The organism is Nitrosomonas aestuarii (assembly GCF_003046585.1).
GTDB classification, from domain to species: domain Bacteria; phylum Pseudomonadota; class Gammaproteobacteria; order Burkholderiales; family Nitrosomonadaceae; genus Nitrosomonas; species Nitrosomonas aestuarii.
Map to the genome: position 1 here is coordinate 25,181 of NZ_QAAE01000015.1, position 26,665 is coordinate 51,845.

General features: G+C 45.1%; 21 protein-coding genes. 12 read left to right on the forward strand and 9 right to left on the reverse strand.

Annotation, left to right across the window (positions count from 1 at the left end; all coding sequences use genetic code 11):
* The first annotated feature begins 240 nt into the window (after positions 1 to 240).
* Complete coding sequence (msrB, locus tag C8R11_RS12000; RefSeq protein WP_107795915.1) at positions 241 to 756, forward strand: peptide-methionine (R)-S-oxide reductase MsrB; 516 nt, start codon at positions 241 to 243, stop codon at positions 754 to 756.
* 193 nt (positions 757 to 949) lie between these two features.
* Here the strand turns inward: msrB and C8R11_RS12005 are convergent, their stop codons facing one another.
* Positions 950 to 1,348 carry a surface-adhesin E family protein gene (locus C8R11_RS12005; RefSeq protein ID WP_107795916.1) on the reverse strand — a complete coding sequence of 133 codons (399 nt, stop codon included), beginning with the start codon at positions 1,346 to 1,348 and terminating at the stop codon, positions 950 to 952.
* Positions 1,349 to 1,936: 588 nt separating this feature from the next.
* On the opposite strand from C8R11_RS12005, the gene C8R11_RS12010 reads away from it, so the two are divergent.
* The 6 genes from C8R11_RS12010 (at position 1,937) to trbK (ending at position 8,342) form a co-directional block, all read left to right on the forward strand.
* Positions 1,937 to 2,686, forward strand: a complete 750-nt coding sequence (locus tag C8R11_RS12010; protein WP_244907657.1) for a protein-L-isoaspartate(D-aspartate) O-methyltransferase — start codon at positions 1,937 to 1,939, stop codon at positions 2,684 to 2,686.
* Positions 2,687 to 2,701: 15 nt separating this feature from the next.
* A complete protein-coding gene (locus C8R11_RS12015) occupies positions 2,702 to 5,146 on the forward strand; it encodes a spermine/spermidine synthase domain-containing protein (protein WP_107795917.1) in 2,445 nt (814 codons plus the stop codon).
* Positions 5,147 to 5,323: 177 nt separating this feature from the next.
* Positions 5,324 to 6,244, forward strand: coding sequence for a hypothetical protein (locus C8R11_RS12020; RefSeq protein ID WP_107795918.1), 921 nt, complete (start codon positions 5,324 to 5,326; stop codon positions 6,242 to 6,244).
* A gap of 91 nt (positions 6,245 to 6,335) precedes the next feature.
* Complete coding sequence (locus C8R11_RS12025; RefSeq protein WP_107795919.1) at positions 6,336 to 6,962, forward strand: phage tail protein; 627 nt, start codon at positions 6,336 to 6,338, stop codon at positions 6,960 to 6,962.
* A 52-nt stretch (positions 6,963 to 7,014) separates the two neighbouring features.
* Positions 7,015 to 7,968, forward strand: coding sequence for a tetratricopeptide repeat protein (locus tag C8R11_RS12030; RefSeq protein ID WP_107795920.1), 954 nt, complete (start codon positions 7,015 to 7,017; stop codon positions 7,966 to 7,968).
* Positions 7,969 to 8,150: 182 nt separating this feature from the next.
* Positions 8,151 to 8,342, forward strand: a complete 192-nt coding sequence (trbK, locus tag C8R11_RS12035; RefSeq protein WP_090700944.1) for an entry exclusion lipoprotein TrbK — start codon at positions 8,151 to 8,153, stop codon at positions 8,340 to 8,342.
* 2,153 nt (positions 8,343 to 10,495) lie between these two features.
* Here trbK and C8R11_RS12040 read toward each other — a convergent pair.
* Positions 10,496 to 12,112 (reverse strand): hypothetical protein, encoded by a 1,617-nt coding sequence (locus C8R11_RS12040; protein ID WP_107795937.1) that lies wholly within the window; start codon positions 12,110 to 12,112, stop codon positions 10,496 to 10,498.
* Positions 12,113 to 12,254: 142 nt separating this feature from the next.
* Between C8R11_RS12040 and C8R11_RS12045 the strand changes: the two genes are divergently transcribed.
* From C8R11_RS12045 to C8R11_RS12060, 4 genes are all read left to right on the forward strand, one after another.
* On the forward strand, positions 12,255 to 12,641 hold the full coding sequence (locus C8R11_RS12045) for a VOC family protein (RefSeq protein WP_107795921.1): 387 nt from the start codon (positions 12,255 to 12,257) through the stop codon (positions 12,639 to 12,641).
* A 226-nt stretch (positions 12,642 to 12,867) separates the two neighbouring features.
* Positions 12,868 to 14,883 (forward strand): TonB-dependent receptor family protein, encoded by a 2,016-nt coding sequence (locus C8R11_RS12050; RefSeq protein ID WP_107795938.1) that lies wholly within the window; start codon positions 12,868 to 12,870, stop codon positions 14,881 to 14,883.
* Between the two features lie 166 nt (positions 14,884 to 15,049).
* A complete protein-coding gene (locus C8R11_RS12055) occupies positions 15,050 to 16,204 on the forward strand; it encodes a PQQ-dependent sugar dehydrogenase (RefSeq protein ID WP_107795922.1) in 1,155 nt (384 codons plus the stop codon).
* A gap of 13 nt (positions 16,205 to 16,217) precedes the next feature.
* Positions 16,218 to 16,823, forward strand: coding sequence for a DUF938 domain-containing protein (locus C8R11_RS12060; protein ID WP_107795923.1), 606 nt, complete (start codon positions 16,218 to 16,220; stop codon positions 16,821 to 16,823).
* 723 nt (positions 16,824 to 17,546) lie between these two features.
* On the opposite strand, the gene C8R11_RS12065 is transcribed toward C8R11_RS12060, so the two are convergent.
* The 7 genes from C8R11_RS12065 to C8R11_RS12095 all read right to left on the reverse strand — a co-directional run bounded on the left by C8R11_RS12065 (position 17,547) and on the right by C8R11_RS12095 (position 25,534).
* On the reverse strand, positions 17,547 to 19,949 hold the full coding sequence (locus C8R11_RS12065) for a DNA internalization-related competence protein ComEC/Rec2 (protein WP_107795924.1): 2,403 nt from the start codon (positions 19,947 to 19,949) through the stop codon (positions 17,547 to 17,549).
* A gap of 24 nt (positions 19,950 to 19,973) precedes the next feature.
* Positions 19,974 to 21,098: an AmmeMemoRadiSam system radical SAM enzyme gene (amrS, locus tag C8R11_RS12070; RefSeq protein ID WP_107795925.1), complete on the reverse strand. Its 1,125-nt coding sequence runs from the start codon at positions 21,096 to 21,098 to the stop codon at positions 19,974 to 19,976.
* The gene (gene amrA / locus C8R11_RS12075; RefSeq protein ID WP_244907658.1) at positions 21,091 to 21,693 is read right to left on the reverse strand and encodes an AmmeMemoRadiSam system protein A; all 603 of its coding nucleotides are present in this window, start codon (positions 21,691 to 21,693) and stop codon (positions 21,091 to 21,093) included. Before amrA ends, amrS begins: the two co-directional genes overlap by 8 nt.
* Before the next feature lie 11 nt (positions 21,694 to 21,704).
* Positions 21,705 to 22,508 carry an AmmeMemoRadiSam system protein B gene (gene amrB, locus C8R11_RS12080; RefSeq protein ID WP_244907659.1) on the reverse strand — a complete coding sequence of 268 codons (804 nt, stop codon included), beginning with the start codon at positions 22,506 to 22,508 and terminating at the stop codon, positions 21,705 to 21,707.
* Positions 22,509 to 22,603: 95 nt separating this feature from the next.
* Positions 22,604 to 23,299, reverse strand: a complete 696-nt coding sequence (locus C8R11_RS12085) for a hypothetical protein (RefSeq protein WP_107795926.1) — start codon at positions 23,297 to 23,299, stop codon at positions 22,604 to 22,606.
* Positions 23,300 to 23,338: 39 nt separating this feature from the next.
* A complete protein-coding gene (locus C8R11_RS12090) occupies positions 23,339 to 24,478 on the reverse strand; it encodes a PilT/PilU family type 4a pilus ATPase (protein WP_107795927.1) in 1,140 nt (379 codons plus the stop codon).
* A 15-nt stretch (positions 24,479 to 24,493) separates the two neighbouring features.
* Positions 24,494 to 25,534: a type IV pilus twitching motility protein PilT gene (locus tag C8R11_RS12095; protein WP_090700922.1), complete on the reverse strand. Its 1,041-nt coding sequence runs from the start codon at positions 25,532 to 25,534 to the stop codon at positions 24,494 to 24,496.
* A gap of 283 nt (positions 25,535 to 25,817) precedes the next feature.
* Between C8R11_RS12095 and C8R11_RS12100 the strand changes: the two genes are divergently transcribed.
* Positions 25,818 to 26,648 carry an inositol monophosphatase family protein gene (locus tag C8R11_RS12100; RefSeq protein ID WP_090700920.1) on the forward strand — a complete coding sequence of 277 codons (831 nt, stop codon included), beginning with the start codon at positions 25,818 to 25,820 and terminating at the stop codon, positions 26,646 to 26,648.
* The last annotated feature ends 17 nt before the right edge of the window (positions 26,649 to 26,665 follow it).

Sequence of the window (26,665 nt, forward strand, 5' to 3'; positions counted from 1 at the left end):
AAAAATATGTCAGCAATATGTGAATATAACGCGCGGTGTAAGCTGCGCTTTCCATTCAGAAGCATCTCACACATTACTTGTCTATCATCCTAATATAGGTTTACCGCTGCCGCTATCTTATCCTGAATATTATTTTGCACTATAATTTTATAAAGCATTTCTCAGCATCAAACCCGCCCTTACCCTATACTGCAATATCGTATAATTATTTACGCATACGCATGCCCAGGAGAAAATTGTATGAAAAGACGCATTCTTTTACAAAGCTTCGCCGCTCTAATCATGTTGCCGCTTATTCCGGCATGCCGGTCCCAAGTGGTTGGGGAAACATCCAGCCCAATTACACGCATTAACAAACCCCTTGAAGAATGGCGCGAATTAGTTTCGTCCAGGGCCTATCAGATACTATTTGAAGAGGCAACCGAACGTCCGGAATCCAGTAATCTCGTTTATGAGGATCGTGAAGGCACTTTTGTTTGCGCCGCGTGTTTTCTGCCACTGTTTGAAAGCGCACATAAATATGAAAGCTGGACCGGCTGGCCCAGCTTTACCCAGCCTATTGCCGGGCATATAGCGACTAAAATCGACTTCAAAATGATCTGGCCACGCACGGAATACCACTGCGCGCGCTGCGGTGGTCATCAAGGTCATGTCTTTAAAGATGGACCGCCACCGCGCGGCGAGCGTTGGTGCAATAACGGCATCGCTTTAAAGTTTGTACCGATAGCAGAACAACTGCCCGCGTTAAGAGGCTAGACCAGCCAAGTATAATGACCCCAATTACGGTTGCATTGGCAGTATAAACCTATCACCGTAGTTATCTTGCCGATTATTATGGCTCAATGGAACGACAATCCGTTGCGGATTCGTATATGCAAAAGCACGCCGCAAAATGACTTATTCTCGCCAAAACAACCATCCCCATCCAATCTATCTGGGCAACTGTCGGTTACTTGTCGCAGGCCACCTTCCATTCAGTTTCATCCATTGTACCAGGCACTACCCTTTTCCAGTTCTGTGGCTGGTTATAGGCGCGCAGCAGCTCTCCTTTTTCCATATTCCAGCTGAACAAAGAAAAAGCAAGCCTGCGTATCCGCGCTTCCTTGCAGTCATAGTCGCGACGAATCTTTTTAGATAAAAAATTGGTTCCCGAAGCTTTCTGTTCTGTTTTATAGTCAAATAAAATCCACATCTTAACCCTATCCCTCGCTTTTCGAATAGAAGTCAAATCAGCATAAACGGTATAACTGTCTTCATTATCATTTTTATACTCACCTATCGTCGTCCATTCAGCAAGAACTGGCGTGCTCAAAAGAATAAGCGTCCAAATTAGCAGTATTTTTTTCATAATTGTTTAATCCGAGGAGCGCGTAACAATGTATCAATATCCAGTCACAATGAAAGCAATAAAAATATTCTATTTATTCTGTTAATCACTGTGGGTGTAACACCCACAATCATATTGAAGAAACGAAAATATTGTCATTTCAGAAAGTCTAACAGACAATTGAAAAACCATGTGCGCTGCCACACTGTGATGTTAAAAACAGGCAAATTGCTCAGTTATCTTACATAGACTCCGCTTTCCGCCTGTTTATGCTATCGCATTGTCTGCCTCGCGAACGTTTTCAACGGTCTGTTAAAAAACCACTGATCAGAAACCCAATCCATAATGGGCTTTTCAGATTACCATAACATTAACGCAAACTGTCAGAGCTTGCGAAATCGCTCAAAATATTCTGAGCCATACCCGTAAAACTTACAGTTAACGCTATGCTTTATCACCTTGTCAAGACTTTGTTAGTTCTGGCTGAGAGCAACGCAGTTTCACTTGCCGCAACAATTATTACTATAAAACTGAACAGATTCATTTTAATTGAATAATCATCCAAGTGGCCATACATTAAATTAATGCATCAATAATTCGGGGACCGCTGTGAATCATTTCTTAGTCAATCAACATATTTTTTCAATCATTGTCTGCCTGCTTTTAATTGCTATTCCAACCGCAGCTCAAGCTGAAGATCCCTACGCAGCTAAAAGGGCCGCAATGATCGCGGCTATTGAAATGGATGTGCGTGCAGGCTACGGCAATCTCGAGCGAGACAATCTGGATAAGAAAGTCGTCAAAGCACTGGCCAAAGTGCCACGTCATGAATTCGTACCTAAAAATTTGCAATATGCGGCTTATGAGAATCGCCCGTTGCCCATAGGTCACGGGCAGACCATTTCACAGCCCTATATAGTGGCAATCATGACCAACTTATTGCAAGTGGGGAAAAATGATCGTGTACTTGAAATCGGCACAGGCTCAGGGTACCAAATTGCGGTATTGGCCGAATTGGTTGACAAGGCTTACAGCATAGAAATCATTGAACCATTAGGCAAACGGACAAAAACTTTATTGCAACGACTTGGTTATAACAACATCACGCTGAAAATTGGCGATGGCTATTACGGCTGGGAAGAACATGCGCCATTTGATGCCATTATAGTCACGGCAGCAGCCAGTCATATCCCGCCACCTTTAATTAAGCAACTTAAACCGGGCGGCCGTATGGTGGTTCCCGTGGGTTCCCGTTTCATGGTACAGGAACTGTTGCTGGTACAGAAATCGGATAAAGGCGAAATCAGCACACGGCAATTACTGCCTGTCGGTTTTGTTCCGCTCACCGGAAAGCATTAAACCCTGACCATTTCAATGAAGTTGAAAGCGCCAGTCTACTCGATCGCTATGCTGTCATCGGCAATGCTGGCGTATGAAATTCTGCTGATGCGGCTGTTCTCCATTATTCAGTGGCATCATTTCGCTTATATGATCATCAGCCTGGCATTGCTGGGTTTTGGCGCCAGTGGCACATTTGTATCCATTTTTCAAGCAGCCTTCAGCAAGCGATTCACAGCAGTATTCCTGATCAATATTATACTGTTTTCAGTCAGTAGCTTGAGTTGTTTTCTGTTGGCACAGTCGGCACCATTCAATCCAGACGAAATTCTTTGGGACAGACAGCAATCATTGCGCCTACTCGGCATTTATCTTTTACTCGCATTACCTTTTTTCTTTGCGGCCAATGCAATTGCACTGGCGTTAACCTGCTTTCACCAGTCTATTGCGCGCATTTATGCTTTCGATCTGTTTGGCGCCGGATTGGGTTGTTTCGGCATCGTGCTATTACTCTTCATCACCATGCCATTGCACGCACTGTTGATCATCGGTTACATGGGTCTTACAGCTGCTGCTTTGGCAGCATGGGAATTAAAAGCAGAGAGGCGTGGCTGGATTCTTGGTGCCTTGATATTGCTCGGCTCAGGCATGGCGGTTATAGACAGCCGCAGTCAATTAAAACTATCGCCATACAAAGAATTGACACAAATGCTGCGCATCCACGGCACAGATGTAGTCAGCGAGCATTCCAGTCCCCTGGGCTTGCTCTCTGTATTGCAAAACCACGCCATCCCTTTGCGGCATGCGCCGGGTTTGAGTCTGAGTGCCACCGGCGAACCACCCGAACAAACCGGTGTTTTTACAGATGGCGGCAGTATGACGGCCATTACGCGCGAAACCGGCAATCCAGCGGATTACGCCTATCTGGATCAGGTCACATCAGCAGCACCCTACCATCTTTTTCAACCTAAGCATGTGCTGATATTGGGCGCGGGCGGTGGCAGCAACATCCTGCAGGCACGCTATCATAGCGCGCACCAAATCGATGCAGTGGAATTGAACCCGCAGCTCATCAGGCTGATGAGAGAAGACTATGCGGATTTCACAGGCAATCTGTTGAATACTGAGAATATAACGATTTATCAAGGTGAGGCTCGTGGATTTATCAGCGCAACCGGCAAGCAATACGATCTGATCGAAATCGCCCTGCTGGATTCGTTTGCAGCTTCCTCGGCCGGCTTGTATGCCTTGAACGAAAGCTATCTTTATACCGTCGAAGCGCTGCAAGCCATGTTGAAAAGACTGCAACCCGACGGTTATTTAGTCATTACACGCTGGATTAAATTACCGCCGCGCGATAGTTTGAAACTATTCGCTACAGCTGTCGATGCCTTAAAAAAATCTGGTTTGGAAAACCCCGGGCAACAACTCATGTTTCTGCGCAGCTGGCAAACCGGCACGTTATTGATAAAAAACGGCCCTGTCACCGTTGATGAAATCAATGCACTCAAAGCATTTGCCAGTACGCGCGCTTTCGATCTCGACTGGCACCCGGATATTCAACCTGATGAAACCAACCGCTTCAACCGATTAGCAGAATCCTATTTTTATCAGGCTGCAGAAGCCATACTCGGTGATGAACGCGCAGCATTTTTTGATCGATATAAATTTGACCTGCAGCCGGCAACCGATGACCGTCCGTATTTCTTTCATTTTTTTAAATGGTCTGTTTTGCCTGAGATTCTTTCTCTGCGCGAAAGCGGTGGCCTGTCATTACTGGACGGCGGATATCTGGTTTTGGTCGCCACGCTTGCACAGGCAATTGTCACCAGTATCATTTTGATTCTTTTTCCTTTGTTTTTTACTGTAAAACAAACACCACCCATAAATACAATCAGTAAAGGTCACGTAATAACTTATTTTTCAGCAGTCGGGCTGGCTTTTTTATTTATTGAGATTGCATTTATTCAGAAATTCATTCTGTTTCTTCATCACCCGCTCTATGCGGTGGCACTGGTATTGGCAGCTTTCTTAGTCTTCGCCGGCCTAGGCAGCAGTTTTTCCTGGAAACTATTAAAATCATACTCTTATCAACGCGCTATCGCGCTGTCTTTAACCGGCATCATCATGCTTGGATTATTGTATATGCTGTTTTTACAAAGTATATTTGCATTTTTCATGGCGTCTGCAATCATTCTCAAAATTCCATTGACGATCCTTTTAATCGCACCACTGGCATTTTTCATGGGTATGCCTTTCCCCCTTGCACTCGCCAAACTAAGTGCAGCCGCACCGGGACTGATCCCTTGGGCATGGGGTATCAATGGATGCGCTTCTGTGGTGAGTGCTGTACTGGCGACATTACTTGCAATTGCCATCGGTTTTAATGCGGTAATTTTGCTTGCGTTACTGCTGTATGGTGTGGCCTGGTTAAGCTTTCCAGTAAAACACAGCGCAAAAAACGCTTCCCTTACCAAATAACTTGACAACTCATTTAATGATCACGTCTGACTATTGTGATAAGAATTTTTTTCCACATATTTGTATTTCCTGGCAAGCAGGGTATATAATTTTTCCGAACAATTATCAATGCCCATTTTTCGCAAACTGAACGTTTGATCGAAATCCATAGAAAAATATTCTGGAAAGGAAAATATTATGCGTAATATTAATGTGCATTATGATCATTTGAAATGGCTCGTTCAAACGAAGTCACCGCTATGGGTAATATTACTTGTCATGGCCTGGTTATGCACATTTGGCTCAAACCAAGTGGACGCTGCGCCGTTGCCTGCAAATTTAATAATTTCTACAAGCCCATCAACAATTTCAGGTGTTTCGAACGGACTCAGTTTTGACGAGACGGCTTCTGTATCGACAACAGGAAACGGCACACAAACAGGAACAATAACACAGACGATTGGCGGCACCAGCAGCATGACAACCATTGGCGGTGCCAATGGAATCACAATAACAGCTGGGACCAATCCTCTCACTGGATCGCTCATCGACATAGGTGATGGCTGGGAAATTCACTCGGACATTACTGGCAACTCATCTGGTGCCACATCCCCTGATTATTTCTATGATCTATTTTTTAGCCTGCAAAACCAATCGGCGACAGACAATATACAGGTAACGTTATCACTGAATTTCGACAATCATGTGGATTCCAGCGCCACGGATGCTTTTGCTGCGTCAGAAATCATATTATTTGATGGCTCCAATACCGAGTTGTTTTTTTCAGATATTGAATCGGATACAGTAAGCGGCAATCGATTTAACAGCGCTGCCCGCACAGGTGATTTCGGTGGTGCACTCGATGATAATGGCACTTTTCAGCAAAATATAGTGCTTAATCCGGGAGATTTATTAAATTTTCATATTTTTCATAAAATTAGAGGCGGTGCTTTTACATCCAACGCTAACTATGCCGCTTCCTTGGATGCACTCGTTTCTTTTGATGCACGCAACCTAACAAACCCGCCTCCGCCTGCACCAATAACTGAGCCTGATATTCTGGCTCTACTGAGTACAGGTCTGCTTGCTGTCTTATTCAGGCGCAAAATCAGATTCTGACTGCTGTATAGAAGTGTATCGGTATAAAAACCATTGATTTCTTTATATCGACTGAACACTTTCGTGTGTAACTAACCAAGAAGGAGCTAACATGGTATCTCATCATTCCCACCGTTTTATTTTATCCGTTGCAATTGCTGTTTCACTATTTTTCGGTGTACTTACAAGCAATAAAGCACAGGCATGCAGTGCCGAACCTCTGATAGGCAGCATGTGTGTTTTTGCCGGAAACTTCGCACCACGCGGGTGGGCGTTTGCCAATGGTCAGTTACTTCCTATTTCCCAGAATCAGGCGCTGTTCTCGATCCTGGGAACAAGTTACGGCGGTGACGGCAGAAACACTTTTGCATTACCGGATACGAGAGGGCGTTCAGTCATCGGTGCAGGACATGGGCCCGGTTTATCAGACTATAGACTGGGGCAGCAAGACGGCGTTGAAACAGTCACGCTCACTCAGGCGCAACTCCCTGTTATCACACCAACGGTAACTGTCCATGCACAAAGTGGCGCAGGCAACAGTGCTGACCCAACTAATACTGTCTGGAGCGTACTCAGCCGCCAGAATATTTATTCGAATGCGGCACCGAATGTCACCATGAATCCCTCGGCTGTCACTGTCAATGCGTTTGGCGAAGGACAGAGCCATGAAAATCGCCCACCATATGTTGCCATGAACTGGATTATCGCGTTGCAGGGTATTTTCCCTTCACGTAATTAGATTTACGTGTATATTTTTCCACATCAATAGGTTGCTACGTGAAATACACAATATGATATATGTGGCAGTCTTCTTTCTTGTATTTGGGGTATCCGCACTATGCGCGCAACCCCAAATCGATACCCGTAAAGAACTGGCAGCGGCACAACAGTGGTTCGCTGATGGGGAATATCAACAGGCCTACGAAGCATTTCACTTCCATGCACAGGAAAAACAAAATCCCCTGGCCCAGTTCACCCTGGGGCTTTTTTATCAACAAGGCTGGGGAATAGAAGTTGATTTAAAAAAAGCATGCCGCTGGTTCGAAAGCGCAGCCGAAGGAGGCATTCCCACTGCCAATCACCTTTTTGCCCAGTGCCTGCAAAATGGCACACATCAACCTGCAGATTTTACATCGGCCATACACTGGTATCAGAATGCAGCCGATCTGGGGCATATCATTTCATGGTGTTCAATTGCAGAGTTAACCATGCAGGGCAAAGGCATACCCAAAAACCCGCATAAAGCACTGGAACAGTGCAGGCAGGCTGCGCTTACAGGCTCAACACCAGCGCAAATACAAATGGGGAAATTTTATTTACATGGTGATACGTCTATTCAGGATCCGCGTCAAGCAGCTGCCTGGTTCAGCTACGCAGCTAACAGCGGATCTTTAGAGGCGTGCTATCACCTCGGTGTTATTAATCTGAATGATTTTAATGATGTGACACGCGCATTAAATTGGTTTGAAACAGCTGCCAGTCAGGGATATTTGTCCGCCTACTTTCCAACTGCTCAATTATACTTCAATGCACCAGTGTCGGATGAAACAAAATTGCCAACCGCAGCCAATCTGGCTAAAGCCTATTTATGGCTATCCGCCACCAGACAGTTATCAAAAGATAAAAAAGAACTACGCGACACGGAAAGAATGCTTAAAAAAATTGAACAAATTATGCCAGCAAGCTGGAAAAAAGATCTGGACCAGAAAGTATTCGAGCATTTGTCAGCGTTTCATCAGAATTGAATCGAATGCAGACATTGACCGACAAGCTACCTTTTTCACATTTCTCGCTGTATAAGAATTCTAAGGCCGCACAGATTCAGGTAGAATGAGACAGTAATGTTCGGTGGTGGGCCAGGTCGAACATTCAACAAATGCGGCATCAATTAAATCGCATTGAAAATTATAAACGGAGGTAAACTTTGATGAATTATAAAAATGGTATTTGTGTTATCGGACTAAGTATCGCTTTGATAGGTTGTGGTGATGATACACCCACAGTCAATTCGATCAACTGCTCCCCACCTGGTATGGAAAGAGTGCTGCCGGGTTTCACTAACGAAACTGACCGCCAGGCATTCATTGATGCATGCAAATCTTTCGCCGGACAAGAATAAAATCAAGTCATCATACGCACTTTTTTGATGTAAACATAAAAAAACGAAACGACTGAAATAAAAATACTGGCCCGATATTCCTACAATTCACTGACTTTGGTTATTCGTCAGTCGCTGGTTGGCTTTATCTGCTGACACCTTATCTTAACTCAAGGCATATACCGCTTATTTTCCGGCACGTCTTCTCAATACTGCTACCCATCACGACACCAGCGCCAACACTCACACCTGATCCTTCTTTCCATGATTCAAGTCACGTAAGTGAGCAATGCGCAAAATATATGCGCACAAGGGACTAATGACTGTTTAAAAATTGATTGCTTTTTATCGTCACGCTGAAATCCAAACGTTGAAAATTATCATGGGTTGACACAAAAACACCGGTCTTTGGACCGGTGTAAATATTCAACTACCCCTTCGGGTTGTTAGGGTAATTGATTCTAACTGATGTTGAAAACCATGTGCGTTGTTGATGCGGTGCTGACAAACAGGTTCAAAATGCTATTTATTGTGCATACACTTCGCCTTCTCGCCTGTTTTAACCTTGCATCACTCGCCTTAAAAAAGGTTGTTCAACAGTCTGCTTAGTACTTTTATTATTTATTATACAAATGATTCCAATATAAGAAACATAGCCAAAATAAAAATAACAACGTAGGAAGAAGCATGTAATTTTTCCATTATTTTTCTCCAAATTAAAAAAATGTTTATCAAATGTGTTTTCATGAGACTGGCTACTTCACAAATAGTTCACAATAACTTCACAAAAACTTCACAAGAATTATAACACAAACTTTAAACTACTTTACAGAAACTTCACAGAAACTTCACAGAAACTTCACAGAAACTTCACAGGCAATATAGCACAAACTTTAATTTGAATTGACTCATCTCAAAATCGATAATCATCTCTTCTGCAACGCTGCTTTCACGTCCGCATGCTTCAATTCAGTACAACAGAATAAACCCATCACGAGATTAATAGCTATTGTGAAACATTTCAAAAACGCTGCATCCAAATTGTCTGTATCCTGCGGCCTCAAATTACAGGTAATATTTCATCATGTTGGGAAAATCAGGTAAGAACGCATCAGATTAAAATACTTGTCCGTGTTTCTCTGGAAAAGGTGAGGCTTACGCGAAGTAAAAAAACTTTATCTAATGATCTTTTAAAAATGATCACTTTTGGCCGTCACGCCGAAATCCAAACGTTGAAAATTTTCTTGAGTTGACACAAAAACACCGGCCTCTGAACCGGTGTAAATATTCAATTATCCCTTCTAATTTTTAGGGGAACTGATTCCAAGCGATGTTGAAAACCATGTGCGTTGTTGATGCGGTGCTGACAAACAGGTTCAAAATGCTATTTATTGTGCATAAACTCCGCTTTTAGCCTGTTTTAACTTTGCATCACTCGCCTTAAAAAAGGTTGTTCAACAGTCTGCTTAGTACTTTTATTATTTATTATACAAATGATTCCAATATAAGAAACATAGCCAAAATAAAAATAACAGCGTAGGAAGAAGCATGTAATTTTTCCATTATTTTTCTCCAAATTAAAAAATGTTTATCAAATGTGTTTTCATGAGACTGGCTACTTCACAAATAGTTCACAATAACTTCACAAAAACTTCACAGGCATTGTAACACAAGCTTTAAGTTACTTCACAGAAACTTCACACAAAATTTACAGAAACTTCACAGGCAATTTAGTACAAACCTTAATTTGGATTGATTCATCTCAAAATCGATAATCATCTCTTCTGCAATGCTGCTTTCACGGCCGCATGCTTCAATTCAGTACAACAGAATAAACCCGTCACGAGATTAATAACTATTGTGAAACATTTCAAAAACGCTGCATCCAAATTGTCCGTATCCTGCAGCCTCAAATTACGGGTAATATTTCATCATATTGGGAAAATCAGGTAAGAACGCATCAGATTAAAATACTTGTCTGTGTTTCTCTGGAAAAGGTGAGGCTTACGCGAAGTAAAAAAACTTTATTCCGAATTTTCAATTGGAAAAGGCTGCATTTAACGCAACCGGCGATTATCAATAAAAAACCCGCAGTAGATCTGCGGGTTTTAATCACACTCCTGCCTTTCATTTTAATAACAGGTAATTAAAAAATGTAATATACCATCTGCAGTTTATAAATTGTCTACCGCATCGTGTAAGAAATTAAAAGTCCATTCCTGTGTCCAGTCATCATCAGCATCTTTGAATGCACCCACATAGTCGACAATATCAAAGAAAGCATCGTTAACCGGCGCACCACCCAAGATCAAAGGAGAGCCTGCTGCCGGCAGAAAACCATTTAGCAGTGGATCTTCCTGACTGTTGCCTGATTGAGCAGTAAACCAGTCTGCAACGGCGAAGGTTGCACCATTTCCATCCAGAAAATTATTACCGCAGCGCACAAAGGAATTGACCATGGTCAATTCTCCAGTCAGATTGCCCGGTGCACCCGCGTTCAGGAAGGTAGCCTCACCATCGATGGAAACACAGTCAGGAAAACCTGTAATAACGGAATTCCATATGTTCGCACCGGTACCACGGCGCAGAAGAATACCTTGTGTTGCAACCGGCGCACCGATCATGGTCATATTTGACAGCATCGGTTTCGCGCGCGGTGTGATATCGTTATTGACTTCATTATTATCCGCTTCTATGCCCCGGTCACCGTCATCAGCAGCCTGTTTGATCAAAACAAATTGTGCTTTCCCTGTCCATCCGCTACCCCAGTCCAAACTGTCATCACCGATATTAGATAATACAAGATGTTTTAAGCCCACTGTACCGCCAAACATTTCAACACCATCATCGAGCCCTTCATGCACATGGACAAAATCAATAACAGTACCCGAACCGACGCCATTAAGCGTTAATCCATTCAATTCTTCATTCGGACGAACCGCAAAACCGGCAAAAAGAATTTGTGTATATTTAATAAGACCGCTGTTGTCTTCAGGATTGTTGCCACCGAATATTTCTGAAGTAACTGCCTCGAAAGGTATTTCACAAGGGCTGACACCTACGTTACAGCCGTTGACAGGTGCGTTGCCTGACAGCACCAAACCGCCCCATTCACCCGCTGCCTGCTGTGACGGGCCGCTCATGACGATCGGATGATCCGGCGTGCCTTCCGCCATAATTTTTGAACCCCGCCTGATCCAAAGGAAATCAGCGCCCTGCTGCCCGAATATCTGTGTACCCGGATTAATCGTTAATGTTGCACTATTGACATTATCGCCACCGATAAATACACCGCCGGATACGATCCACTGCGTGTTTTTCGTCAACGTAATATTCTGGTTGTATTCACCACTTAACAGACAGGACCCTTCAACAGGTCCCGGCGCGGCAAAATCCGGACACCCTTGAAAACTGTTGTTGACCAGCTGTGCAACTGAAAAACGGCTGGTACCTGGAATCAATTGTAATTTAGCATAAAACTCATCTGCGCCCACACCAATGGATGGCACGTGCAATGCTGTCGTTGCCAAATCAAATACCACACGTTCCTGCCCTTTAGCTTCCGGTATTGGAATCGCTGAAACAAGTTTTAACGCATCGCCATCAATTTGTAATTGCGCATTGAAAAATGTAGAAGAAGCGCCATTCAATACTTCCACGACAGGCATATCAACAACGCCTGTAGCAGGATCAAAAGTGGCTGCTGCAGCGTGACTGTTCGTTGCAAACATGCTGAGCATTAATGCTGATATGATTGATAGCCCTGCTTGTCCGTTCTTTAACCTTATCATTTCTATCTCCGATTTAAGTGTTTCATGAACCTTTTGGTCAGGCCAATTTACCAACATAATATGACAGGAATGTTACATCATGATGAATGATTCCATCCTTTTCACGCACATTAACTGACTGTTAAATTGAGGTTATGACATTATGCCCATCACGCTGAATCACACTATTGTTCCTACACATGACAAGGTAAAAACCGCGCGCTTTTATGCGCATATATTTGGCTTCGAATATATCGGCACATTTGCATCTTTTATCGTGGTGCGGGTTAATGAAACACTGTGCCTTGATTTCGCTGATAGCGAAAAGTTTGAACCCCATCACTACGCATTCAAAGTTTCGGAAGCGGAATTTGATGTCATCTTTGATCGCATCAAAGCGGAAAAAATCAAATACGGCAGCGGTCCCTATGATCCCGAGAACATGGACATCAACCACAACTATGGTGGCAGGGGTGTTTATTTCCGAGATGCAAACGCACATCTGCTCGAAATGCTCACGGCCGACTACGAAATTGAAGCCAACGGGTAGCTGCTTAGCTATGATGAAGCCTGGTTATGAATAAGCTTAAAATCACGCTAACAAATTAATGCATTAAGTTTCTGCGTACCCTATAATTCTGTCAGGCTTCAATTCGAACATAGTCGCAACAAGAAACACAAAAATCATTGAAGTGATTATCTGATTCCATTCCTGTCATTTTCCAGTGAATTTATTATATATTCTGGCAAGCACTTTTTTGTTCGTTTCATTTGCCATGGCGCAAGAACCCGAATTAGCCGATTCAACGAAACCAGTTATCCTCAACCCCATCAACATCACGGCTACGCGCAGCGAACGGCAGTCAAAAGAAATTCCGAATGCAATTACGACGATAGACCGTTATCCGCAACAAAACTTTCAACCCGGCGTGACGCTTGATGAATTCGCGCGCAGCACACCTGGTGTTTTTTTCCAGAACCAGGCCAATTTTTCACAGGATTTACGCATTTCCATCCGCGGCTTTGGGGCGCGTTCAGCATTTGGCGTGCGCGGGATTCAGATGCGTGTTGATGGCATTCCACAAACGCTCCCGGATGGTCAGACACAGCTCGACTCGATCGACCCCTCGCTGATTGATCAGATGGCAATCGTACGTGGCCCGTTGGCTTCGCTGTACGGCAATGCTTCCGGCGGCATGATTGGCATGGAGACGCGCGCAGCGCCAGATGAACAATTTGTGCTGTCACCACGACAAGTATTCGGTCAATATGGTTTATTCAAGTCCGAATTGTTTGCCGGCGGTCGGCACACCCGATTTGATTACACGGTATTTGGCTCACATCTGCAACAAAACGGCTGGCGCGACCATAGCAATGTTCAGAATTATTTTTCGCAGGCCAAGCTGAATTTCAACGTCAGCGATGACGCTGATTTGATGCTGTTGTTTCGTAAATTTTATTCACCGGAAGCAAAAGACCCCGGCGGACTGACGCTGGATCAAGTACGCGAAAACCCGAAGCAAGCGGCATCCAGAAATGCACAGTTTAACGCCGGAGAAGAAGTCAATCAGGAACAAATGGGCATCCGTTTTCGCAAAAGACCCTCGGTCGGACAGGAGATTTCCTTCACAGCACATATGCTGCACCGCGATTTTCAGAACCGCCTGCCGTTTTTCGACGGTGGTCAGGTGCAGTTTGACCGTTTAGTAGGCGGCATTTCTTTGCAATACAGACACGACCATACACTATTCAACCGCCCCAATCGTTTGATTGTCGGTGTGGACTACGGCATCCAGAACGATGATCGTCAGCGCTTTAATAACGACGCCGGTAAACGTGGCACATTAACATTGAACCAGATAGAGCGCGTACAAAATGTGGGACCTTTTTTTCGCAATGAATGGCGTGTGTTTGACAAACTCGATCTTGTGCTCGGCGGCCGCTGGGACTGGCTGCATTACCAGGTCCAGGATACTTTCAGGGATGATGGCAACCAGTCCGGCAACAAAACATTATCCCAGGGCAGTGGCACCGCAGGGCTGGTGTATCACCTGAACGAACAGCACCAAATATACACAAACGTAGCATCCGTATTTGAAACCCCGACAACAACAGAGCTCGTCAACAACCCATCCGGCAAAGGCGGATTCAACCCCAACCTAAATCCACAGACATCGCTGAGCCAGGAACTCGGCGTACGTGGTCTGCTGCACGGGTTTCACTATGAAACAACGCTGTTCTACATTCATTCCTGGGATGAAATTCTGCCGTTTGAACTGCCTTCTTCGCCGGGACGCGCTTTCTTCCGCAATACCGGAGAATCCAGCCGCCTCGGTGTAGAAACCCGGTTAGCAACACCCGAGTGGAAAGGGCTACGTGGCGAAATCAGCTACACCTACTCTGATTTTGAGTTTGAAAAATTTATCGTCGACGATGCCAGCCTGAAAGGTAATGCCTATCCCGGCATACCGCCGCACCGCTGGGAAGGTTTGCTGCGCTACGCCCACCCCCATGGTTTCTTTGGCCAGCTGCATGTGCAACACGTAGGTTCTTTTTTCGTCAATGATACCAACAGTGTCGCCAATCATGCGTACAATCTCGGACAACTATTATTCGGCTGGGGTGCGCGTTACCGCTGGCTGGAAAGTTCAATATTTATCGGCGTCAATAATCTGTTTGACGAGAGCTATAACGCCAACACACGCATCAACGCAGCGTTCGGCCGCTACTTTGAACCTGGGGCACCGATCAATGTATTCGGTGGTCTGCGGATTCGTATTTCGCCTTTCTGAGCTAGGGCAAACAGTATTAAAAGTATTGAGACAGAATGTCAAGAATGATACATTCAGTTTCACAGAATCTGGTCTCGCTTTTTTTCTCAAAGAAATGTCCGGGAAAGAGAAAATGACTGGCTATAGTTGATCTGGCAGGCACACCATCCGTAATTGAGGAGAAAACATGTTCCAGCAATTTTCGTTTAAAATACGCTTTCAACCATATATATGGTTTGTATTGTTAATATGCGGGAGTTTTTTCGCATCTACAGCACACGCTCAACGCATCGCAACGCAGGTTGACGTCAAAATTCTCGCAAGCGGATTGCAACACCCCTGGGGTATGGCTTTCCTGCCGGATGGTAAAATACTGGTGACCGAACGTGTCGGACGGTTACGCATTGTTACGCCGGATGGCCGCATTTCAGCACCGGTTAAAAATGTACCCGATGTTTACAGTGAAAAACAAGGCGGTCTTCTCGATGTTGCGCTCGATCCAAACTATGCTGCCAACCGGTTGATTTATCTATCTTATGCAGAACCTGCCACCTCCTCCGGTGGAACCCTCGCCAGTACGGCGGTAGCCCGTGCAGAACTGGTCGATAACAGCCTGACGAATATTAAAGTGATTTTCCGTCAAGATCCCAAAACCCACGGCGGTCAGCATTTTGGTTCACGTCTGGCATTTGCGCCTGACGGTAATCTGTTTATTACACTCGGTGACCGTGGCAGTCATATGGAAGAGGCGCAGAATCCTAGCAACCATATCGGCACGATCATACGCATCCGTCCGGATGGCTCCATACCCGATGATAATCCTTTTGTGAAAAACCCTAAAGCAAAGCCTGAAATCTGGTCTTATGGACACCGCAGCGTTCAGGGAGCCGCAATCCATCCGGAAACAGGTGAATTATGGATACATGAACATGGTCCGCGCGGCGGCGATGAAATCAATATTCCCAAGCCCGGGAAAAACTACGGCTGGCCTGAAGCCAATTACGGCGTACATTATTCAATGATACCGATCAAGGATGAACATGCCGAACAGGGCTTCGAAGAACCCATTTATTACTGGACACCTTCCGTAGCACCTTCTGGCATGCTGTTTTATACTGGCGGATTGTTTCCAGGCTGGCGTGGTAATCTGTTTATCGGTACTTTAGCCGGCCAACATCTGATCAGATTGACTATCAGCAATGACAAAGTGCTGAGTGAAGAGCAGTTATTACAAAATACCGTACGTTTACGTGATGTGGAACAAGGGCCGGAGGGCGCCATTTATTTACTCACCGACGAAGAAGTTGGCAAAATCCTTAAAATGACGCCTGCTGCACAGTAACAAAAACAGTCAGATGCAAGCTGTTTTTTCTGAATCTGCCGAGCGTAATAAGCACCCCATTCTAGAAAAACTGCATCCGTTACTGGTCACACGCAAATCGGTACTCGAGATCGGCAGCGGTACCGGTCAGCATGCTGTTTTCTTTGCCGCTGCCTTGCCGCACCTGCAATGGCATCCGTCAGAGTTGCTTGAAAAACTACCGCTGCTATCTAACCATTGCAGCGGTCATCCGCTTGATAATCTTGCACCCCCGATTGCACTGGATATTGATGCTGCAAAATGGCCGACTGTGCAAGTCGATGCAGTATTTACCGCCAACACGCTTCATATTATCAGCTGGCCGCAGGTATGCCGTTTTTTTACCCAAGTTGGCAAATTATTACCGGAACATGGCATCTGCTGCATCTATGGTCCTTTTAACATTGACGGCCGCTATACCAGCGAGAGCAACGCACAGTTTGATCACTGGCTTAAAAATCGCAATCCAGAAAGTGGTATTCGTGACATTGCCAATCTACAGCAACACGCCAGGATATGTAGTCTGTCTTTACAGGAAAATTACGCAATGCCGGCTAATAACCGCCTGCTTATCTGGGGCAAATGCACATCAGTCGAATGAAGCTAAACTTCGGTTCTTTTATGATGCTCAGCTTTATCCCGACTGATCATATCAAAGTAAAAAAAGGTTTAATCTCTTCATGCAGTTTGTTTGAGAAAAAATGTTAAAGGATTAACACCTGCCATTAACTCCAGACTTGCACTATAGCCTGTTACTCCTCCATAAGTTTCGAAAACATTGACACAGGGCAAATTCTCAACATTGTATTCGCACTGGATAATCTGCTGTGCAGTTATTATCGTTAGTCTGGTTTAAATTAATTTGTCGTGCGGTAACTAATCTAAATGACGGCGAATTGGGAGGCACGAGTTGAAACACCAATTCTACCGAGTAAACAATACTGTTTCTTAAAGCACTTCTCGAAAAAAGAAGTAGCCCTGCCTGTTCATCGAATGACCTATTTCCGTCAAACCGATAAACAGCTCGTTCTTTTCCAAATATCCTATCAATCATGAATCTGATTTCTGACAATGGATCAATCAACGTTATGGCACTTAAATTTTGTTTAAGTACATTGAGGGAGTTATCAAATTTATAGGAAGCGACAGGTATGGATGTCGCAAAAACAAGGTTGATTAAGCATATTGCAAAAAATATTAAAATAATAAGGCTCAAAATATTGTGATTCTTATTTTAAATTTTCATATTATTTTTCTCTCAACAAAATACTGATTGTCAGATAACCCGCCAAGCAACCTGCGGTACAATCGAAAGAATAAATATTTACCCGTTCGTAAGAGATTCCCTTTGCTGCCAGTAGCGTGGATGCGTCTGCCGCCAGCTTTCTACCGACATACCTTCCCAATCAAGCCGCAACAAAACGGCGCCATGCCAGTCGCTGCGCAGCAGGGTGTTTCCCAATTCACGATAACGATTAACGACTTCTTCCCTGGGATGCCCAAAACGATTGCGGTAGCCAACAGTAAAAATGGTTAACAACGGATTAATTTGTTCCACGAATTCCACGCCAGAGGATGTAAGACTGCCATGATGTGGCGCGATGAGTACCGTTGATGGGAGTTTCCCGTGCACATGATCCAGCAGAAATTGTTCTGCGCGGTGACCGATATCAGCCGGTATCAATACACTGCCGTGTGCTGTCGTTATTTTCAATACGCAACTGCTGGCGTTGGTTTTACGCTGCGGATTCCGGTAGATCTGTGCTGCCGGATACAGTATCTCAAATGTTACGCCATCCCATTGCCAGAACTGACCTGCTGCGCATTGCGTACTTTGCAAAGCGTTTTGTGAAATGGGATGATCCGCATCAAGCGATGAAAGCAATGCATCCACCGGCATGGCATTGAGAATCGATAACGCGCCGCCGCTATGATCGGAGTCAGCATGCGAGATAATCATGCTATCCAGTTTGTGAATACCTTTTGCTCGTAAAAAAGGGAGAATAGTCCTTTCACCGCTGTCTGTCTCACCGAATGCCGGGCCACTGTCAAACAACAAGGTATGATTGTGTGTTTGCGCCACCACGGCAAGCCCTTGTCCTACATCCAGAACTGTCAACCATAACGCACCTTCGGGTGGTTTGGGCGGCAGTACCAAAAATAATGGCAGCATTGCCACAATACCCAGCCAACGGGCGGGAAATCCTGAGAAAAAACCCAATCCCAGACTACCCGGCAATAATAACCAGAGCACACCTATGATCGCGACCGGTATCGTCCAGAATGGTGGTGCATGCTGTTGCCAGACAGGTTGAGGCAGCGCGCTCAGCCACTGCAAAAACCACATAACAATACTTAACACACTATGCGCCATGGATAACAGAAATTCAAACAATGGCATTGTGGAGAGTAGCGTTAACGGCACGACAATCAGACTGATTAACGGAATAGCCACCGCATTGGCGACAGGCGATACCAAAGACACTTGCTGAAACAAGGCCAACAGCAGTGGTATTAATCCCAGCGTAATCGCCCATTGCACGCGCAGCCATCCTGTCAGCCAGTGCATAGGCCCGATACGCCCCACAGTCACCAGCATGATCACACCAATCGCACCGAATGAAAGCCAGAATCCAGCAGACAACACCGCCCAGGGATCGACCAGGATAACCAGGAACAAGGCCAGCGCCAACACCATTGAGGGTGACGTCATACGCCCTCTCCATAATGCCAGAGCCACAACAGCCAGCATAAAAAAAGCACGCTGCGCGGGAATTGCAAATCCGGAAAGCAATGCATAAGCGAATGCCACAATCAAACCGGCAATGACTGCTGCCCGCCGTGCAGGCAAGTATAGTAACAAACGCGCACTACCGCGCCATAACCGAAAAATCAGTGCGTACACCATGCCGGAAACCAGTGTGATATGCAGCCCGGAAATAGCCATTAAATGATTGGTGCCGGTTCTGGTAAAGACCTTCCACTGGTCAGCAGGTATAGCACGTTGATCGCCGGTTGCTATCGTCATCAGAACTCCCGCATAGCTATGCTCAGCCATCGTCGAGTTAAATCGCTGTTGAATATGCTGACGCTGTGACGCTACCCAATACGCCGGTCTTTGCACCAATGCATCCAACCGTTGATTGCTCAGTGCCGATCGCACATAACCGACGGCACGGATATTATGTTCCAGCGCCCAGGCTTCATAATCAAAACCATATGGATTGGCGTTGCTATGCAGACGTTTCAGACGCACCGTCAATTGCCAGCGTTCACCTGCGTGGAGATTCGGCAATTCCGGGCTGTTACTAGCTGCCGTTCGATTTTGATACCAGGACAGTGACAACCCCTTGGGCACATGTGCTTGCGGCGTCAGAATCTGCTCAACATCAAACCGGAAACGTGTTTTTCTGTCATCCTGCAGAGGCAGGCTGGATATCACACCGATAACCTGGACATCTCTGCCTTCCCATTCTTTTGGCAAAGAATCTGCAAGACGCCAGTACGCCATACCTGCCGCCCAGTAATAACCACCGCCAAGCAGAAGAATTAAAAACAGATATCGACTTGTAGCAACCAGAGCCGAACACCGGGAGCGCCAACACAAAACAACCACAACCAACAACGGCAACAAAACCAATGCCGTAATCATTGCAGGCAGATCGGGTTGCCATTGCAGCAGTGCGACACCTGAAACAAACGCCGCAATGCCTAATCGAACGGGCATTGGCTATCTGATTAAAATAGTTATTTATGTTGCCTGTAATTCTCTCTCAGATTGTGGCCGAGACTGAACAGCGACGGGAATATGATGCCGCCCAAAACTGCCATTAAATTTCTCAAAACAACCAGCTATCGGCGTATCACAGTTTGCGCATCGCCCATCATCTTTCAAATGACAGGACTCGATTTCATACCAGTCACGTACAATGACAGCATGCCCACATGATGGACAGTATGTCGTATCGCCTTCTCTGCAGTGCACGTTTCCTGTATAAACATATTTCAGTCCCGCGCTGCGAGCAATTTTTCGTGCATTGACCAGTGTTTCTTTGGGTGTTCCGAGGATATTGTTCATTTTATAATCCGGATGAAATGCACTAAAATGTAAAGGCACGTCATCACCCAGCTCCCTCATAATCCAGGTGCACATGGTTTTAATTTCACTGACCGCATCATTGAGTCCGGGTATCAATAAAGTGGTCAGTTCAAACCATACATCCGTTTCCTGTTTCAGATATCTCAAGGTGTCCAATACGGGCTGCAAATGCGCACCGGTTTGTTTGACATAGAATGCTTCGGTAAACGCTTTCAAATCAACATTTGCAGCATCCATTTTGGCAAAAAAATCTCGCCGCGGCCCGGCATGAATATAACCTGCTGTCACTGCGACAGTTTTGATACCTTGTGCATGACAGGCATCGGCCACATCCATGGCATATTCAACAAAAATAACCGGATCGTTGTAGGTAAACGCAATACTTTTGCACCCCAGCGAAACCGCTGTTTCGGCAATTTCTTCCGGACTGGCCTGCGCAGCCAGTTTATCAAAACTGCGTGATTTGGAAATATCCCAGTTCTGACAGAATTTACAAGCTAGATTACACCCGGCTGTACCAAATGACAGCACACTGCTACCCGGATAAAAGTGATTAAGCGGCTTCTTCTCAATCGGATCAACACAGAAACCAGAGGACCGTCCATAAGTTGTTAATACCATGCTGTCCCCAGCGCGACCACGCACAAAACATGCGCCGCGCTGTCCATCATGTAATTTACAATCACGCGGGCATAAATCGCATTGTATGCGGCCGTCACTCAACAGATGCCAGTACCTGGCCGGAAATTTTTCAGTGACACTTATCGGTTCATCCATCACACTTTTCCTTTATAAAGTCTGTTTCACGCCATTTTTGAACGGTATAAAGCCGCAATCGAATCGCATCATCCCAAAAATCCGGACACAAACCCGCTTTTAATTTTAACTGGCCCAGAAATTCACACGGTTGCAGCAAACGTTCCCATACCTGCGGCAGAAACGTACTGCGATATACGCCGTACTCCATCAAGACACCATCAATACCGGGACGCAATTGTGCCAAAGCATCTGCTTCACTGGTAAATGTAAGCGGCTGCAACGTTGAGAGCAACGATACTTCCAAGCAAATGGAATCGAAGTCATTGATCGTTACTGGCGAGAAACGGTTATCATGCAATGCAGCCGATACGGCATTACTGCTTACATTATCAATCAAAGCCTGATGTGCCTGCAAAGAACCGATGCAGCCGCGCAAAAGGCCGTACTGCGTCAGGGTAATAAACGTTGCACCCGGCTCGGCAAGCCAATTTGCACTTATATCGATTGCATCAGTATTAAAATGATCAACTTGTAAAGTGCGCGCAATGGATGATCGCGCTATTTGCAGTAAAGTTTTACCTTGTTCGCGATAATCCATGCTGTGCAAAAACATTTTCATACTTCCTATTCTGAACAAAAGGCAATCGCTGCATAGCCGACAACCTGATCATGGGAACCTGCGGTATCGCCCGAATTGCGTAAATCGAGCAACTGCGGCTTTAAATGGTGTTTCCGGGCGGCTACGATCAGGCCACTGACCGGTGTGCCGCCACAGGCATGATCATGCGCAATAGGCTGTATTAACTGCAAGATCGACCGCACAGTGGCACTATCCATTTGTTGTGCCGTTGCATACGGCAAATAGTGTGAAAGATCGGAACTGATCACAATGAGCGTCTCATCACCACCCCACACTCTGTCGAGTACTTCAGCTACTTCTTCTGCTGATGCCATGCCCACAGCCAAAGGTAACACATTAAAATCGTCTAATACATGTTGTAAAAAAGGTAGCTGCACTTCGAGCGAATGTTCCCATGCATGAGCTTCAGTGCTCATAATCACCTGCGGCAAATCTGATATGACTTGTACCGCTTCAGTATCCACATTGACAGTTCCAAGCGGCGTTTCCAAGCATCCCACGTCCGGCAATGCCAGTCCCCGTACAGCTACATGATGGGTTGGACCAAGCAGAATAACACGCTTTATAATTGTTGCCATTGAACCGAGCGTCGCGTAAGCCGTGGCGGCAATGGCACCTGAATATATATATCCTGCATGCGGAACAATCAACGCTTTTGGAGTCAGCACATAGCGCTTTGCACGCGATATCAATTGCTGTATCTCCTGAGATAACTGTTGTGCATCAAGTGGATAAAACTGACCAGCGACCGCGGGTTTACGAGTGGCAGTTGTATGAATATGCATCATTAATCTTACTCATTCATCAATCAAACATACTCATAATGTAGGGGTATTTTGCGCAGAATCAAGTAAGCCGGCTGCATTCGAAATTGACTAAGCGGTTATGGATTGGGGTGATCGCTCTTGTCCTGATGCCGTAAATACAATCCATAACGAACCAAAGCCGCTTCAAAATCTGGAAACTTGGCGGCCGTTTGATTTGCATCACTCCAGATTATCTGCAGTTGTTCAAGTGCCCGCGCATCATTTTTGACGTTCTTGATCAAATAACCTATTTCTGTTGCTGCACGCCAGGCCAAAGGTGAAAGCGCTGGCTTGGCGTAACACCATCTTCCACGCATTTCACGCAAAAAAATTTGCGTCGTCACTTTACCGATACCCTTACCCAACGCCATTATTCGCTGCTCCAAATCACACGCATCGTTTGCGGCTGCATGCAGTTGATTTAAATCACCATCATAGTTACTCAACAATGTCTGATTGACAGTTAATAATTTGGTGGCTGTTTTAAAATCGTAGCGCGCATAGCCACCTTCATCCAGCAATGCAACCAACCCACCCCACCCTGTGTTGATCACTTGTCTGGGAGACATGACATGATGTTTTTGGAATACCTGCCATGTGTGCGTGGCGATTTTTTCCGAAATGCGCGCCCCATAAAGCAGAGCGGCAAGAAACCATTTGTATATTTCTATGGGTTTCAAACCATTCAGATCAATACCCAATACAAATGCATAACTGCCGCCCTGCTCCGCCACAAAATCAATCGGATTTTTCTTAATTTGCCCAGTCCGCATAGTAATAACTATGCATGTTTACCGTCATTATCGCAATGGTTATTCCTGTATAGATAGATGTGCTATACCTGCATTTAAGTCTGCATTCATGGCTTCTTTTCCTTGCAGTTTGATCTGTAAACGCAGCTCATTCATTGAGTCCGCATTTCTTAAAGCATCTTCATAACTAATAAGATCCGCTTCGTATAAATCAAAAAGAGCCATATCGAACGTTTGCATGCCAAGTTCGCGTGATTTCTTCATAACCTCCTTGATTTCATGCACATCCCCTTTAAATATTAAATCAGAGATCAGCGGCGAATTCAGCATAATTTCAATTGCGGCGACACGTCCCTTTACATCTTTCTTGGGTATCAGGCGCTGTGCAATCAAACCACGCATATTTAGTGACAAATCCATCAATAACTGTGCCCGGCGTTCTTCCGGGAAAAAGTTAACAATCCGATCGAGTGCCTGGTTTGCACTGTTAGCATGCAGTGTGCCCATACAAAGATGGCCTGTCTCAGCAAATGCAATGGCATGTTCCATGGTTTCACGATCACGAATTTCACCGATTAAAATAACATCAGGCGCCTGACGCAGAGTGTTTTTTAACGCCGCTTCCCACGATTCTGTATCGACACCTACCTCGCGCTGCGTAATAACGCAGTTAATATGCTCATGCACATATTCCACAGGATCTTCAATGGTAATAATATGACCGTAACTGTTTTTATTACGATGACCAATGAGTGCTGCCATTGATGTCGATTTGCCGGAACCGGTACCTCCAACAAAGATTACCAGTCCTCTTTTACTCATCACTACTTCTTTAAGTACTGGCGGCAGACCCAGTTCGTCAAAATCAGGAATCTGCGTAGTGATGGTCCTTATTACAATGCCTACTCTTTGTTGCTGAATAAAGGCATTAACACGAAAACGCCCAATATCTGAAGGATTAATGGCAAAATTACATTCCTTGGTTTGTTCAAATTGCGCTGCCTGTTTATCATTCATTATCGCAAGCGCCAATGCCTCTGTATGCTGCGGCGATAGCGATTGCTGGGAGACGGGAGTCATTTTCCCATCAACCTTCAATGCAGGTGGAAATCCCGATGTAATAAACAAGTCCGATGCCTTTTTATTCAGCATCAAACGCAGCATGTCATGCATAAATTTTGTAGCTTGCGCCTTTTCCATTGTCGATTCCTGAGATTATCTAAAATTATCTTTATTGGCAGCCTTGTTGCGGGCTTCCGCTACAGAAACAACGTTGCGTTTAACCAGATCGGTCAGGTTCTGATCCAATGTTTGCATACCTACACTTTGTCCGGTCTGTATCGCTGAATACATTTGCGCTACTTTGGCTTCACGTATTAAATTACGAATAGCCGGTGTGCCAATCATGATTTCATGCGCGGCAACACGGCCATTACCGTCTTTTGTTTTCAGCAGCGTCTGTGAAATAACCGCTCTTAATGATTCCGACAGCATGGCGCGCATCATTTCTTTTTCTTCCGCCGGAAACACGTCAATAATACGGTCAATTGTTTTTGCAGCGGAACTGGTATGCAATGTCCCGAAAACCAGATGACCGGTTTCCGCAGCTGTCATTGCCAGACGTATAGTCTCCAGATCCCGTAGTTCACCCACCAGGATAATATCCGGATCTTCGCGTAGCGCTGAACGCAATGCATTCTCAAAACTATGTGTATCTCGCCCAACTTCGCGTTGATTAATCAAGCTTTTTTTGCTTTCGTGCACAAATTCAATCGGGTCTTCCAATGTCAATATATGTCCATAATCATTCTCATTAATATGATTAATCATAGCCGCCAGCGTCGTAGATTTACCCGATCCCGTCGGTCCGGTCACCAATACAACGCCCCGTGGTTGATTGGCAATTTCAGCAAAAATCTTAGGTGCATTCAAATCTTCAAGCGTCAGCACTTTGGATGGAATCGTCCGCATGACGGTCGCGGCACCACGCTGCGTATTAAAAGCGTTTACACGAAAACGTGCCAGATTGGGTATTTCAAAAGAAAAATCACATTCCAGATTTTCTTCGTAGAGTTTGCGCTGACCGTCATTCATAATGTCGTACACCATACTATGTACTTCTTTATGTTCCATTTCCGGCAGATTAATTCGCTTTACTTCACCATGCACACGAATCATCGGTGGCATACCCGCAGACAAATGCAAATCCGAAGCTTTATTTTTAACTACAAATGAGAGTAGTTCTACTATATTCATGTATTGTCCTCTTGCAGACTTATCATCATTTTTCAAATACCTGAAAGATCTGGATTACCAGATCCGGGGAGTGAGAATGTTTCTTTTATTACGGACAAAACAACTGAGAATTGAGAATTCAATGGTTTTTCACCATCGACCTGCCCATTCAAAAGCCAACACATGATGACAATACATTGCTGATCATTTCCCACCCCGCGCAATTTAATACATTAACGCACGAACATTCCGGATTCATATTAAAATTACGCCTTTCTTTATTCTTTAAAATTTTGAGAACAACATGCACCCAATGCTAAACATTGCGGTTAAGGCCGCTCGCCGCGCTGGCGACATTATTAATCAGGCTTCACGGAATCTGGATTTACTCAATGTCTCCAGAAAATCCCATAGTGACTTTGTCAGCGAGGTCGATGGCGCCGCAGAAGAAGCTATTATTAGAATATTGCGAGATACGTACCCGGACCATGCCATTTTGGCGGAAGAAAGTGGCATTCGTGGAGACATTGAAAAAGCGGAATACCAATGGATTATCGATCCTCTGGATGGAACGACTAACTTTCTGCACGGTTTTCCCCAGTATTCAGTCTCAATTGCATTAAAACATAAAGGATTGTTAAATAAGGCTGTCGTTTACAATCCTAATAACAACGAACTTTTTACCGCCAGCAGAGGCGGCGGGGCTTATCTGAACAATCAACGCATACGTGTCAGTAAACGTTTTCGTTTGGAAGATTGTCTCATCGGCACAGGCATTCCGTTCAGGGATCTGACTCACGTGGAAGCCTATTTAAAAATGTTTAAAGATGTTATCCCACGCGTTGCCGGTATTCGCCGCCCCGGCTCAGCCGCACTTGACCTCTCCTATGTTGCAGCTGGTCGCTATGATGGCTTTTGGGAAATCGGGCTGGCCCCTTGGGATATGGCTGCCGGCTGTCTGATGATTCAAGAAGCCGGTGGATTGGTGGGTGACCTGGAAGGAAATGATACCTATCTGGAAAGCGGGCAGATAATTGCCGGCAACCCCAAAGTATTCTCGCAATTACTGCAGATTATCATGCCACATCTCAGTCAAGCGCTTATAGAAAATCATCGTGCTGCAGAAAAACGTTAACAAGTCGCAGAATCCTG